Raw genomic sequence first — 13,707 nt, forward strand, 5'->3', positions numbered from 1 at the left:
ATCCCTAGACCACATATCTTTTACTTAATCCCCATTCTGCCAATATCCGTCTATATGTCGTTGAAGATTTGTCTGCTGCAAAGTGCGCCTCCATTGAAACATCTAATGGAAGTTCTTCCGGTTTTTGACTCTCAACAATATCCTGATCCTCTGCAAAAATTTGTGCATTGAAGTCATATACAGCCTGTAGGTCACCCGTCGTATCAAAATTACGTGTCAACGGAACAAATAGCCTGGTTTGATTATGCGAAACAGGACAACAAGCATTCAAAATTTTTAAAATCCCATCGTTAGGAAAATAGACAGTAAGTGTTGCCGAGAATGGAGGATATACATCAAATTCTCGTTTCCATAAGAAATTCTCTGGCTCTAAATGTCTCAAACTATGAGGAAAGTTACTTACTGTAGAGATATAAATCGTTTTAAGTCCATAATCTGTTCTTTCAGTTTCATATTTTGGCACTACTGGATTATCACGATCAGCGAATGCCTTGTTATGCACCCAGGCAAAATGTGCCACATCGATAAAACCTTCAAGCTGACGACCACTAGAACCTGCTATATCAACAAATGGTGGGAGTATTGATTGATGTTCATCTGAATCCCAAGTTTCAAGAACTGGAAAATTAGCTTCACTTTCATCACGGCTAAATAAGCTGGTCCAAACTAGTCCATATTTCTCAACTACAGGGAATTTAGTTAAGGTGAACCGATCTGAAATTTGGGTAAGTTCTGGTTGAGCAGGGATTTTTACGCACTTACCTTGTGCGTTATAGTTGAGCCCATGATAGGGACAAACAATATTTTCACCTTCTACCCATCCTTTACTTAATGGCACTCCTCGATGTGGACAGATATCTCTTACCAGATGAATTTCTCCACTTTCAGTTTTATAAATAGCCATTTTGACATCAAGAAGCTGAACTTGCTGCGGTTGAGTCGTTACATCCTGGATTTGAACTACCGGATACCAATGCTGCGCTAGAATATTCCAGTCATTTGGGTCAAATTGACTACATTGTGGCTGAGTGAATAAATTGAGAACTGGTATTGCATTCATTTTAGCGCTGCCCCTCTTATAAGTTATTGATTAATTCAAACTTCTTAGCATTGCTGCATCATGACTTTTTCTTTTCTATCTGTCTATTAAAGACTTTAGGAATGGTATTTCTAATTTTTAGAACACTTTTCTTATTATTGTTCTTCTTATCTAAACTTAACGAATAACTAGCATTTTATAACTCATCACAATTCTTAATTGATGCTGAATTACTTGGACTCCTATTACTACTCTGACTTTATTTAGTGTTGCCTTTTTGGCAACGAGTTGAGCGAGATTCTCTGCTATGCACGGAATTAAATTGTCATTAAGTTGATAACAACAAAGTTCAAAGAGCCACAAAAATGTTGATATACACACCACCTTCTACGGCTAAAAGTATTCCAGTAATCGACTTAAGCGACAGTTTTTCCGATAACCTGGAAAACCGGAAATCTGTTGCGTGGGAAATCCATAAAGCATGCAGAACAACAGGTTTCTTCTATATTAAAAATCATGGTATCGCTTCTGAAGTTCTCCAAAAACAATTAGACATTGCAAAACAGTTTTTTGACCTTCCGATTGAAAAGAAACTAGAAATTGATTTCAAAAACTCCAAATGCCTTCGTGGTTATGAACCAATGGCAGCTCAAACACTTGATGAAGGCTCTCCTCCTGACTTAAAAGAAGGGTTCATGTCAGGGAAAAATCTAGATTCAAGTCACCCATATGTCCAAAAAGGCTATCCACAACATGGGCAGAATCAGTGGCTTGAAGATCTTCCTGAAATGAAGACCCAGACCGAAACCTATATTCAACAGACTTTAAAACTGGGTAAGCATCTAGCTGGCCTATTGGCACTTTCTCTTGGGCTTGAAGAAAACTACTTCGAGGCAGGCTATGATGAAACTGTCATTATTACCCGTATGCTTCACTATCCTCCTCAATCTGAAAAAATTGTAAACAATCAGCTAGGGTGCGGTGCGCACACTGATTGGGGGTTACTGACGCTCTTATTGCAAGATGAAGTAGGTGGACTAGAAGTACGCAATAGTGAGGGTGAATGGATACGTGCACCTCACATACCAGATACTTTTATCGTAAACCTCGGTGATTTAGTCCAATTCATGACTAATGGACTCTACCTCTCAAATATGCACCGTGTTTTCAATAGTAAAGCAGGTGTCTCACGTTATTCGGTTCCAACCTTCTTTGACTTGGATTACGAATACAAAATCAAAACGCTGCAAAATTTAGGTGATCAATTTAAGGCTGAACCTAAAGAAATGACTGTAGGTGAGTACCTAGCCTATATGTATCAAAAAACTTACGCATCGAAAAAAGAAGCCGTTTAATTTATTCAACAGTTGGTATCAAAATTATGAAAAAAATGTTTCCTCTAGGTTGTGCTGGTTTAGGCATTCAAAACTCATCAAAAGAACGACCAGTAAGCCTGAATGAGCCTACTATTCTCGAACAGTTCGAAATGCTAAAAGCTGCGGAGGTCTTTGATTTTCTGGATCGTATCCCTCTTGAAGATAGTCAAATAGATGCTTACATCAAGGCAAGTCAGAAAACAAATATCCCTATTTATTCTGGTTGTGGCTTATATGTCATTGGCAAGGATGAGGAAGCATTCAAACAGGATATTAATCGTAGTGCCGCTGTAGGGGCCAAATTCCACAACATGATGATTTGGGCAAAACATGCAGATGGTCATTATGTAACGAACGAAGAAGTTGCTAAAACTTATATCGATTTCTACACCTACGCTCAAAGTAAAGGAATAACGGTTACCTTAGAGTGCCACGTTGATAACTGGTCTGAAGATTATCGTCGAGTAATTCCGGTGGCAGATCTTATAGAAAAAGAAGGTGTGCCGTTTGAGTTTGCAATGGATTACAGCCATTGTATTTTTAAAATTGAAAATGAAATTGAGCTTGCTGTATCACAAATGCGTGATGATCCTGAAGCTATCAGAAAGTTAGATCCTTTTAATAATGATAGTTTTGCAGATGATTGGCTGAATCGAAATTTAGTTACATGGGGGCAGATCCGTCCTGCAGTCCCGAATAATCCAGTTAACTGGTTAGCATTTGAAACAGGACCATATAATGGCTTAGGAACAAATCGTCCTGGCCGAGGAATTCAGTATCCATTTAATCAACCTACGGAAGGTGAATGGCATACAGACTTCTGGCATGCATATAAGCTTGCACCAACCAAAGAAGTCATTCGTAAAATCATTGATAGCTACTTGAACAATCCAAATTCTAAAGTTCAACTTATGACTGTTGATAATATCAATTTAGAGTCGTATGGTTTAAATTGGAAATACAACATGTTTGCCGACAGTTGCAGTGTTGCCCATTATATTCGTGAGATTTATGAGGAGCGACTGGCAATATTTATGGCAAAACAAAATTCAACTGATACTCTTCAAAGAGAATCAGCATGAATAACCTACTTAATTTAAAAAATATTTTCGTAAATGCCAGTCTTTTAGGACTTTTACTCATCAGTGGGGCCAATCCAGCATTGGCCGCTGATCAAGCGGCTTTTGTCTATGTCGCTCATAAAAACGATTATGGTTGGTCTTATTCACACGATATAGGTCGTCTGAAAGCAGAAAAGTCCTTACAGGGTAAATTTAAGACCTCTTATATCGAGAATATTCTAGATAATGCCGACTCTGAACGTACATTTCGGAGACTCGCACAACAAGGAAATAAGGTTATATTTGCTACTACCTTCGGGTATATGAATGCCATTGAAAAGGTAGCTAAACAGTTCCCGAACACCATTTTTATGCATGCGAACGGATATAAAACTGCAAAAAATGTGGGAGTCTATGATATCCGAACCTATGAAGGCTCTTACTTGCAAGGGGTATTGGCAGGCTATAAGACTAAAAGTAATGTTTGGGTGTTGTAGCACCATTCCCAATTCCTGAAGTCATTAGAGACATCAATGCCTATACACTTGGGGCTCAATCTGTAAATCCAAAAATTAAGACCAAGATAGTCTGGATTAACACTTGGTTTGATTCAGGAAAAGAGCATGAGGCTGCACTTGCATTAATATCGCAAAATGCTGATATATTATCACAAGTCACCAACTCACCCGCTGTAGTTAAAGCTGCTCAGGAAAAAGGGAAATTTGGCTTTGGCTGGAACTCAGATATGAGTAAGTTTGCTCCTAAAGGTCACCTAGCTGCATCAGTGTTATATTGGGAAAAAATCTATACTCCTGTTTTGCAGCAAGTGCATAACAAAATATGGAAGTCGGGATCGACATGGTATGGTGTCAAGGAAGGTGCCATCGATATAGCAGGTTTTGGTCCAATGGTCTCTAACAATGAAAAAATGAAGGTTTTGGCAGTCCGAGATAAAATTCGTAACGGTCAATATATTGTGTTTAGTGGACCACTTTACAAACAAGATGGAACATTACTTTTGGGAAAAGGTAAACATCTCTCAAATACGCAATTGATGAGTATGAATTATTTCGTTAAAGGCGTGGATGCTGCTTATCCAAAATAAACAAAGCTAAGCCTTTATTGAGGGATTTCGATAAGGGCTTAGCTTTTTAGTTGTACTTTTCAGGTTATGTTTATTGTCCAGCTTCGCCTCTTTGTAGGATTTCATCTGTAATAAGCCTGGAGAGAGCGTCTGTTGCTGTGGAAAGATAATGCCCTTTACGTGCATACAGACCTAAATCACAGTAGATACCATTGTTATCATTAAGCGGAATATAGCGAAGGCGATTATTAATTATTTCATTTTCCAACCCAAAGAATGTCTGAAAACCAATTCCCTTATTCCTGAGTATTAACTGTTTCATTAATTCCAAAGAACTCGTTTGCATTTTAAAATTTGGAATAGCATGTTGTGCACCCGCAAATAATGGCGCCAACTGTTGATAAATAGATAAATTAGGTTTTGGCATAATCACATCATAGTCGAGGCACTGATGGAATGACACCGTCTTTTGAGAGGCCAAGGGATGCTCAGTCGATACAATTGCACCTAATTTAAAATGGGATATTGCTATTTGGTGCAAATCATTATGCTTTGGCAAGGCAAAAGCCAAGCCTAGATCCACCCTATTTTCAATGATTTCATTAGGGATATCTTTTGAGCCTAAAATTGTAACCCCTACAGTTACATTAGGATATTTGACCTGGAATTTTTCAATAATCTCTGGCAGGAAATTAATTGCCAGTGTTTCAACACTCGCAATTTCTACATGACCTTTATAAAGCCCTTTCAGTGCATCCAATTCATTCTGCAATCGCTTAGTATCTCGCAATACTAAACTGATATGTCTTGAAAATAACTCACCTGCATGAGTAAGTACCATACCCGAAGGCACCCGATTGAATAATGGTGCTCCAACTTCATCTTCGAGTTTTAAAATTTGCCTGTTTACAGCAGAAGATACGACATTTAATTGTCTGGCTGCTTCCCTGATTGAACCGCACCGGCGTACAGCATCAAAATAATGAATTGCTGCTGAGTGAAAGCGAAGACCACGTGTACTCATTTTAACATCACATCCTATTCCAATTTTAAAGCCCCAATCCATTTATAAATTTGAATGAGCTATTGAAATAGAAGCAAAAAACTTGCCATTAAGTAGCAGCCATTTTTTGGACCTAAAGCATTATTTTCAGTGCATCCCGTTGCTTTTTCAGCATCACCACTCATTTAAAAAAGTTTAAGCAATTGTTTTTATTTAATTAATTAAGAATAGCTCTCTTTTTGGCATCAGCTTGCTCGATATTCATTGCTATGCGGTCTCATGATTATTTTATAAAAAAAGAAAACATTATTTTTGAGAGATTGCTACATGACTGCGCTGGAAAACAATCAAAACATTACCTCTATACCCATCATCGATATTTCTGGACTTTTGGATAATGACATACAAACGCACCAAAACATTGCCTCACATATTCGGAAAGCATGCTTAGATAAAGGTTTTTTTTACATTACGGGACATGGAGTTTCTAAAGCATTACAAGATAAGGTTTTTGAATATTCCAAATTATTTTTTAGTCTTCCCCCAGAACAGAAAAAGCAGTGGTCCAAAGAGCTTTCTGAAGCAAATAGAGGCTATGAATCATTAAGAGCACAAACACTTGAACCTAATTCTCCGCCTGATATAAAGGAAGGCTTTTATATCGGGAAGGAACGCTCAGCTTCAGATCCTGTTGTCATCCATAAAGCTTTTAACCAAGGCCCAAACCAATGGCCAGATATTGATGGATTTAAAGAGGTAATGGAGGAATATCAAGTTGAATTGATTAAAGTCTCTGAACGACTCATGCGTGCTATTGCATTATCTCTAAACTTGGAAGCTGACTATTTCACAGAGTTTTGTAAGGATGCAGATTTAGTCACTTTACGCTTATTACACTATCCCCCTCAACCAGCTAATGCTCAACCAAATGAAAAAGGTTGCGGGGCACATACTGATTTCGGCGGGCTTACTCTATTACTTCAAGACCATAATCGTGGTTTACAAGTATGGGATCAGTCAACAAACCAATGGATTTGGGCAGAGCCTATTGAAGATAGTTATGTCGTTAACCTAGGTGACCTAATCTCTATGTGGACGAACAATACATATAGATCCACCCTCCATCGCGTCATCAACATCTCAGGTGGGGAACGATATTCTGTTCCATTCTTCTACAGCGGTAATCACCAGTATCAGATTGAATGCATTCGAGAGTGTTTGGAGGAAAACTCAGAACCGCTATATCCACCAATCAGTGTTGAACAGCATTATCGTAACATGTTCAAAAAAACATATATCTAATAATAAGGAGTTTCCCATGAAAAAATTACCAGTTATCGACATTGCACCTCTTTATGACGTTAACCATCCTGATTATGCAGATATATGCAACCAAATTGACCAAGCATGTCGTGAATGGGGATTCTTCTATATCAGTGGTTATAAACCGAATCACCTTGCAGAAGTTCAAAGTTTAGCTAAAGAGTTTTTTAGTAAGCCTCTACAAGAGAAATTAGAAATAGATATTCAAAAGAATAAAATTGCACATAGAGGATATGGTGCATTAGGAGTAGAACAACTGAACCCTGACTTACCTGAAGACTTTAAAGAAATATATGACATGGGTGTCCATTTAGAAGCTAATCATCCCGAAGTCATTAATCAAGAACCTCTAAGGGGACCAAATGTTTATCCAAATATTGAAGGGTGGAAAGTAGCTACAGAAGAGTATTTTGATGAAATGGTGGATTTAGCAAAAATATTGCTTAATGCCATGTCTCATGCCATTGGTCTTCCGCAAAATTATTTTGATCATTGTCTGCAAGACAGCCTATGTTTTCTCCGGTTAATTCATTATCCGCCTACCTTAGACAATACAGACTCTCAAGGTTTTAAAGCGGGAACACATACTGATTATGGGTGTGTAACTATTTTGGCTCAGGATGAAGTAGGTGGATTACAAGTTCAGGATGTAAATGGTAATTGGATCGATGCTCCTCCTATACCTAACACCTATGTAATCAATATCGGAGATATGATGGCACGATGGTCAAATGATCTCTATAAATCGACACCTCATCGCGTTTCGAGTCCTAAAGGAAAACAAAGATTCTCATTTCCATTTTTCATACAACCTAGTCCAAAAACGATAATTCGCTGCCTACCTAACTGTTATAACGAATCAAATCCTCCTAAGTACTTACCAATTACTAGTATGGAATATTTGCAATCACGTTTTAGTGCAACCTACAAACATCGTGCTGAAGTTTGAATATCGGAAACAATTATATGAAAAAAAATGCGCCCTATCTATTTTTAAGCACATGTTTAATAAGCACTTATTCTTTTGCTGAGGAATCATGGTTAAATTGGCAATCCAATAGTATTTCTGCACTTTACGGTAAAGGTTTTGAAGTTGAACCAGATACACATGAAACGATTACTTTTGAACATGCGAGCAGTTGGAAATGGGGGGATCTCTATCTATTTGTCGACACTTATTGGTTTGACGGTGAAAAGACTGCTTCCCAAGGTCATAATGCGGTCTATACAGAAATTGCTCCCCGCTTTTCAATAGGAAAACTAACCAATACGAATTTGAGCTTTGGGCCAGTGAAAGATGTCCTAATAGCTACAAGCTTTGACTTAAGCATCCAAGATCAGCCTGGTTATGACGATATGTGGACTTATTTAGTTGGTCCAGGTTTTGACCTTGATATCAGAGGATTTGATTATTTCACCCTTAATTTTTACTATCGCATTCCAGACGATGGAAACACCCCAAGTGGACAATGGCAAATCACTCCTTGCTGGTCATATACCGTCCCATTTCTTAAATCATCAATCATTTTTGATGGATACATTGATTGGGTAGTCAATTCCAAAGGTAATAACTCTTCCGACTTTCACTTTAACCCACAAATCAAATATGACCTTAGCCCTCATCTAGGCTTAAGCCCAAAAAAATTAGCAGCAGGTATTGAATACGACTATTGGAAAAACAAATTCTTAATCGAAGACACTCCATATTTTAAAACTAATCAAAATGCTACTAGTTTCATCGTCAAATATACCTTTTAGGCTGAAGGAGAAAAACATATATGACTAACACAATCACAGCCAATAACTTAAAACCAAGCTCCATGATTTTTCTCAGTATCCAGCACGTCTTGGTAATGTATGCAGGTGCTGTTTCAATTCCCCTAATTGTTGGAGGAGCTTTAGGGTTAAGCACTGCAGAAATTGCTTTCTTAATTACTGCAGATCTATTTGTTTGTGGCATTGCCACCCTCATTCAAACTATTGGTTTTAAAAATGTAGGTATTCGCTTTCCCATTATGATGGGAGTTACCTTTACTGCAGTAGGCCCAATGATTGCAATTGGGACTAATCCAGATATGGGACTACTAAGTGTATTTGGGGCAATCATTATCGCAGGGATCTTTGGCTTCCTGATTTCACCATTTATTGGAAAGTTAATACGATTCTTCCCTCCCGTGGTGACAGGAACTCAAATTCTTGTGATTGGTCTATCTCTCATTGGTATTGCAGGCACATGGTCCGCTGGCGGATATGGGGTAAAAGACTTTGGAAATCCATTGTACTTATCTATCGCTGCCTGTGTTCTATTAAGCATTATTATCATCAGCCGTTATGTTAAAGGCTTTTTGGGCAACATTTCAGTTCTAATCGGGATGGGAATTGGTTATATCATCGCTGCATTTTCTGGCCTCATCTCTTTAGACAAGATAGATGAAAGCCCATGGTTAGGTTGGGTGATGCCATTTCACTTCGGTATTCCAGAGTTTAACTTTTGGGCTGTCTTGACTATGTGCGTAGTCATGCTGGTTATTTTCATTGAAACAGCTGGGATGTTCATGGCTGTAGGTGAAATTGTTGAAGAAGAAGTGGATCAGGAAAAATTGACTCGCGGTTTTAGAGCTGACAGCCTTGGCACAATGATTGGTGGGATTTTTAATATCTTCCCGTATACATCCTATGCTCAGAACATCGGTTTGCTAGCGATCACAGGTGTTAAGAATCGCAGTGTATGTGCTTTAGCTGGTGTGTTTTTAATCCTTTTAGGTCTATTTCCTAAAATAGCTTACTTTGTTGCGTCTATACCCTCATGTGTTCTAGGTGGAGCCGCATTGTTTATGTTTGGGATGGTGACATCTAATGGTATCAAAGTACTGCAGCGTGTCGACTTTCAAAATGTGAATAATCTCTACATCATTGCAGTCAGTGCCGGCATAGGTATGTTGCCTGTATTCTCACCTACTATTTTCTCACAACTACCATCTTATCTTTCACCTCTGTTAAACAGCCCAATTTTGCTAACGGCTTTTTGTGCTGTGATTTTGAATGCTGTTCTCAATCGAAAACAGCGGATATTGGATGAATAGGGCTTTGTTGCACAAAGATTTCATAACTATATGATTTTAAAAGTTTTGATTATTTTTTGATCCAAAATTAAATTTATTTAAATCAGATGCTTACATATTTATGCAACAAAGCCGATGAATAGTATCTTCAGAAATGGCTTTGTTGCACAAACCTAGCCTATAAGGTTTATTCAGTCCTATAATTTCAAAATGAATAAACCTACTCCTAAAACTTATCGTACAACCAACTGGTCTTCCTATAATCGCGCTCTCATTAATCGGGGCAACATTTCCATTTGGTTTGATCCAAACACTCAGTGGTATGCACAACCACAAAACAAGCAAGGTCGAAATCAAACTTACTCCGATACGGCTATTCAATGCTGTTTAATGATCAAATCTTTATTTAGACTCTCTTTACGCATGGTCACAGGTTTTGTTCAAAGTCTGATTAAACTTTGTGGATTAAATTGGACCGTACCAGATTACAGTACGCTTTGTCGAAGACAAAAACATATTGATATTGCGATTAGCTATCAAAAAAGTAGTGATGGGCTACATCTACTCGTCGACTCAACTGGCTTAAAGTTTCTAGGTGAAGGTGAGTGGAAACGTAAGAAACATGGACCTGAATATCGTCGCCAATGGCGTAAGCTTCATATTGGCATCGATGCTGAAACCTTGCAAATACGTGCAGTACAGCTTACTACAAATAATGTGAGCGATTCGCAAGTACTCGGTGATTTACTTGCTCAAATTCCCTTAGATGAACGAATTGATTCGGTCTATACCGATGGTGCTTATGACACGAAGCACTGCAGACAAGTCATTCTAGATCGAGATGCACATGCGCTCATTCCGCCAAGAAAAAATGCAAAACCATGGAAAGATCAGAAATTGAGATCTTTAGAGCGGAATGAGTTACTGAAAACAGTTAAACGTTTAGGAAGAACGCTTTGGAAAAAATGGTCTGGTTATCATCGTCGAAGTTTAGTTGAAACCAAGATGCATTGCATCAAACTATTAGGTGATAAATTAACAGCAAGGAGTTTTTCTAGTCAGGTGAATGAGATTCATGCACGCATAGCCGTATTGAACAAATTTACAGAATTAGGTCGTCCTCATACCCAAGTTGTCACTTGAATTCTGTTCAAATGAGCAGAGTGTTATCTTTTAAATCTTTGTGCAACAAAGCCAGTCAAAAATACGTTTGGATAGCATTTCTGTCTATTAGAATGATTTGCATACAATGTTCTGTTTTTTAGAACACAAAAGCAGAATGAATTGAAAAAATCAAAAGTTATGGCATGAAAATCGCTTAAGCATGGATAAGTACTTTGTAAACTGCCCGTGAGATTGAATAGCTGTATGTCGATTACCTTTTCCCGATTTTCTGAATATTTTATGGCTGTTGCCCGTACTGGCAGTTTACGTAAAGCCGCAGAACAGCTTTTTATTTCAGTCTCTGCAGTGCATCGGCAAATTGTTCTTGCTGAAGAAGAGTTAGGCGTTGCTTTATTTGAGCGTTTACCGCAGGGGCTGAAGCTAACGTTAGCAGGTGAATTACTTTATGCTGATTTGCTTAAATGGCAAAAAGAATATCAGCTGACTCGAATTCGATTTGATGAAATTCAAGGATTAAGTCGCGGCAATATTGAAATGGGTTTTATTTCTGCCCTAAATGATGGTTTTGTCGTGGATTGTATTCAACGCATGGCTGAAAGCTATCCATGGATTAATCTCAATATCAGTATGAATAGCAGTGAAGAAATATCGAGAAAAATCATTGATGCAGAATTAGATTTTGGCATTATCTTAAATCCTAAAAGTCACAATCAATTAGAAATCTTATCCTTTATTGAAATTCCTTTAGGCTATGTTTTATCACCACATCACACCTTAGCCGGCATGGATAAAATCTATTTATCTGACACTTTAAATGAGCGTCATATCATGCCAAGTGAGCCCTTAGTCATCAGTGATTATGTACATACACTCTATAAACATCACAAATTTAATCCTATACAAAAGATAGAATGTAATGACATTAGAATGATAACATCATTAATTCAACAACAATTAGGCATTGGCTTAATGTCATATATGGATGCATTACCACTTTTAAACTCAAAAAAGATCGTATTTAAGCCCATTCGTGAAAAAGGTATGCATCGTTTAACCATTGCACTGTGCGTCGCTTCAAAACGTCAAACATCTCGTCTTTCACAAATAATGGTAAATTTATTGGTCGAAAAAATGGAAGAAATCAAATTGCAATTAAAGCAACTTCCTTAAACATTTAATCCTTTGCTCTTCAATCTAATGTTTCTAAATAGCTAAAAAAAGCCAGTGTGAATATTCACACTGGCTGCTGAAAGCTAACCTTTTAGTTTTACATTTCTTTTTGTGTCTTACAGCTTAGTCGAGTGGATTACCGACAATGTTACTAATAATTCCCTTCATAATATGATTGCCTTGTTCTTTACGTAACTCTTCATACCACTCTCGGGTCACCGCTTCATCTTTCATATGTGTCACATCACAGCGCTTACGGGCACGAAGTACCAACTCATTGGCACGTTCATTACGCTTGTTCTGATAGCGACGTAAAGAATCTTGTAAACCTAAGGTATTAATTTGCAATGAACGTGCCAAATAGATAGCATCTTCCATCGCTTGGCAGCCGCCTTGACCAATATCAGGTGTTGTACTGTGCGCTGCATCACCTACAATCACCACTCGACCTTTGTAAAAATCGGCAAATGGTTCGATATCGTGAATTTCTACACGATTGGTCTTTTGCACATCGACTGCATCAATTAACTTTTGGACAGGCTCACACCATCCTTTAAAGTATTGTTTGAATAAAGCTTTGTATTGGCTACGATCATTTTCAAGACCAACAGCTAACGGCACATCAAAAAAGAAATAGAAACGATTATTCGCCACTGGCATCAGTGAAACACGTTTGCCTTCACCTACAAACGTTGTCCATTGATCTGCTGCGGCATAATCGTCTGAGACATCAACGAGACCATTCCAATTGACATAGCCTGCATAGCGTCGCTCAACTTGCTCACCTAAAACATAGGCACGAGTAATTGAGTGTGTACCGTCTGCACCCACCAATAGATCAGATTCTATTTCGCTACCATCTGCAAATTGAATTTTTACACACTCTCCTTCTTCAACAAAAGAAATCATTTTCTTAGCTAGATGAATATCTTCACGACCAAATTCATCCATTAACATATTCTGAAGTTCCGCACGTGATACCGGATATGGTCGTTGCCCGACTTCTTCAATCAATGGATAAAGGCTAAACTGGGTCATCACATCGCCCGTCAGACCATCAATATAAGCAAGGTTATCCATTTTGCCGCCAAGCTTTTCAACTTGCTCTGTCAAACCCAAATAATTTAGACATTTCACACCGTTAGACCATAACGAAATAGCAGCACCCACCGGTAAAATTTGTTCTGCCTGTTCATAGATGGTTACTTGGTGTCCGAATTTTTTTAGTGCGATGCCTGTAGTTAGACCCGCCATACCTGCACCAATAATTGTAATTTCCATCTATAATTCCCCTGTGTTTTATAAGTTTCTAAGTCATAAAATGCTAAAAGCGTGCCATTTTTTATAAAGCGCCCTGAAAAAAATCCAAAGTTGGCACACGCTGTGCATCTAAACGCGTGTAAATGCTTGTTTTTATCGTTTGTTAAATTTTTTGTAGCACGATAGCGCAAAGCATGAATTTTG

Annotated in this window: 11 protein-coding genes and 1 pseudogene; 9 read left to right on the forward strand and 3 right to left on the reverse strand. The window is 38.1% G+C overall.

Features of this window, described 5'->3' with window-relative positions; all coding sequences use genetic code 11:
* Window positions 1-4 precede the first annotated feature (4 nt).
* Window positions 5-1,060: a Rieske 2Fe-2S domain-containing protein gene (locus ACP7BU_RS10510; protein WP_425879910.1), complete on the reverse strand. Its 1,056-nt coding sequence runs from the start codon at window positions 1,058-1,060 to the stop codon at window positions 5-7.
* A 344-nt stretch (window positions 1,061-1,404) separates the two neighbouring features.
* Between ACP7BU_RS10510 and ACP7BU_RS10515 the strand changes: the two genes are divergently transcribed.
* The 3 genes and pseudogenes from ACP7BU_RS10515 to ACP7BU_RS10525 all read left to right on the forward strand — a co-directional run bounded on the left by ACP7BU_RS10515 (window position 1,405) and on the right by ACP7BU_RS10525 (window position 4,581).
* A complete protein-coding gene (locus tag ACP7BU_RS10515; RefSeq protein WP_278357437.1) occupies window positions 1,405-2,394 on the forward strand; it encodes a 2-oxoglutarate and iron-dependent oxygenase domain-containing protein in 990 nt (329 codons plus the stop codon).
* A 26-nt stretch (window positions 2,395-2,420) separates the two neighbouring features.
* A complete protein-coding gene (locus ACP7BU_RS10520; RefSeq protein ID WP_000738084.1) occupies window positions 2,421-3,497 on the forward strand; it encodes a hypothetical protein in 1,077 nt (358 codons plus the stop codon).
* Window positions 3,494-4,581, forward strand: a pseudogene (locus ACP7BU_RS10525) (BMP family ABC transporter substrate-binding protein). Before ACP7BU_RS10520 ends, ACP7BU_RS10525 begins: the two are co-directional and overlap by 4 nt.
* 70 nt (window positions 4,582-4,651) lie before the next feature.
* Here the strand turns inward: ACP7BU_RS10525 and ACP7BU_RS10530 are convergent.
* Window positions 4,652-5,584 carry a LysR family transcriptional regulator gene (locus ACP7BU_RS10530; RefSeq protein ID WP_000107470.1) on the reverse strand — a complete coding sequence of 311 codons (933 nt, stop codon included), beginning with the start codon at window positions 5,582-5,584 and terminating at the stop codon, window positions 4,652-4,654.
* Window positions 5,585-5,890: 306 nt separating this feature from the next.
* Here ACP7BU_RS10530 and ACP7BU_RS10535 point away from each other — a divergent pair, with 306 nt between their 5' ends.
* From ACP7BU_RS10535 to ACP7BU_RS10560, 6 genes are all read left to right on the forward strand, one after another.
* Window positions 5,891-6,865 (forward strand): 2-oxoglutarate and iron-dependent oxygenase domain-containing protein, encoded by a 975-nt coding sequence (locus tag ACP7BU_RS10535; protein ID WP_278357438.1) that lies wholly within the window; start codon window positions 5,891-5,893, stop codon window positions 6,863-6,865.
* 16 nt (window positions 6,866-6,881) lie between these two features.
* Complete coding sequence (locus ACP7BU_RS10540; protein WP_151828614.1) at window positions 6,882-7,835, forward strand: isopenicillin N synthase family dioxygenase; 954 nt, start codon at window positions 6,882-6,884, stop codon at window positions 7,833-7,835.
* 17 nt (window positions 7,836-7,852) lie between these two features.
* A complete protein-coding gene (locus tag ACP7BU_RS10545) occupies window positions 7,853-8,644 on the forward strand; it encodes an outer membrane protein OmpK (protein ID WP_425879909.1) in 792 nt (263 codons plus the stop codon).
* 20 nt (window positions 8,645-8,664) lie between these two features.
* Complete coding sequence (locus ACP7BU_RS10550; RefSeq protein WP_000185581.1) at window positions 8,665-9,969, forward strand: nucleobase:cation symporter-2 family protein; 1,305 nt, start codon at window positions 8,665-8,667, stop codon at window positions 9,967-9,969.
* A gap of 189 nt (window positions 9,970-10,158) precedes the next feature.
* The gene (locus ACP7BU_RS10555; protein ID WP_425879908.1) at window positions 10,159-11,091 is read left to right on the forward strand and encodes an IS5-like element ISAha2 family transposase; all 933 of its coding nucleotides are present in this window, start codon (window positions 10,159-10,161) and stop codon (window positions 11,089-11,091) included.
* 225 nt (window positions 11,092-11,316) lie between these two features.
* Window positions 11,317-12,243 carry a LysR family transcriptional regulator gene (locus tag ACP7BU_RS10560; RefSeq protein WP_005265716.1) on the forward strand — a complete coding sequence of 309 codons (927 nt, stop codon included), beginning with the start codon at window positions 11,317-11,319 and terminating at the stop codon, window positions 12,241-12,243.
* A 123-nt stretch (window positions 12,244-12,366) separates the two neighbouring features.
* Here ACP7BU_RS10560 and hpxO read toward each other — a convergent pair whose 3' ends face one another.
* The gene (gene hpxO / locus ACP7BU_RS10565) at window positions 12,367-13,524 is read right to left on the reverse strand and encodes an FAD-dependent urate hydroxylase HpxO (protein WP_425879907.1); all 1,158 of its coding nucleotides are present in this window, start codon (window positions 13,522-13,524) and stop codon (window positions 12,367-12,369) included.
* Window positions 13,525-13,707: the final 183 nt, after the last annotated feature.

The sequence above is a fragment of the Acinetobacter sp. 40AMC3-4 genome (assembly GCF_049898185.1).
Classification (GTDB): domain Bacteria; phylum Pseudomonadota; class Gammaproteobacteria; order Pseudomonadales; family Moraxellaceae; genus Acinetobacter.

What these genes read in the sequence shown, in the direction of transcription:
- ACP7BU_RS10520 (WP_000738084.1), top strand. Translation starts at nt 2,421, where the DNA reads ATGAAAAAAATGTTTCCTCTAGGTTGTGCTGGTTTAGGCATTCAAAAC.
- ACP7BU_RS10540 (WP_151828614.1), top strand. Translation starts at nt 6,882, where the DNA reads ATGAAAAAATTACCAGTTATCGACATTGCACCTCTTTATGACGTTAAC.
- ACP7BU_RS10535 (WP_278357438.1), top strand. Translation starts at nt 5,891, where the DNA reads ATGACTGCGCTGGAAAACAATCAAAACATTACCTCTATACCCATCATC.
- ACP7BU_RS10515 (WP_278357437.1), top strand. Translation starts at nt 1,405, where the DNA reads ATGTTGATATACACACCACCTTCTACGGCTAAAAGTATTCCAGTAATC.
- ACP7BU_RS10545 (WP_425879909.1), top strand. Translation starts at nt 7,853, where the DNA reads ATGAAAAAAAATGCGCCCTATCTATTTTTAAGCACATGTTTAATAAGC.
- hpxO (WP_425879907.1), bottom strand. Translation starts at nt 13,524, where the DNA reads ATGGAAATTACAATTATTGGTGCAGGTATGGCGGGTCTAACTACAGGC.
- ACP7BU_RS10550 (WP_000185581.1), top strand. Translation starts at nt 8,665, where the DNA reads ATGACTAACACAATCACAGCCAATAACTTAAAACCAAGCTCCATGATT.
- ACP7BU_RS10530 (WP_000107470.1), bottom strand. Translation starts at nt 5,584, where the DNA reads ATGAGTACACGTGGTCTTCGCTTTCACTCAGCAGCAATTCATTATTTT.
- ACP7BU_RS10510 (WP_425879910.1), bottom strand. Translation starts at nt 1,060, where the DNA reads ATGAATGCAATACCAGTTCTCAATTTATTCACTCAGCCACAATGTAGT.
- ACP7BU_RS10560 (WP_005265716.1), top strand. Translation starts at nt 11,317, where the DNA reads ATGTCGATTACCTTTTCCCGATTTTCTGAATATTTTATGGCTGTTGCC.
- ACP7BU_RS10555 (WP_425879908.1), top strand. Translation starts at nt 10,159, where the DNA reads ATGAATAAACCTACTCCTAAAACTTATCGTACAACCAACTGGTCTTCC.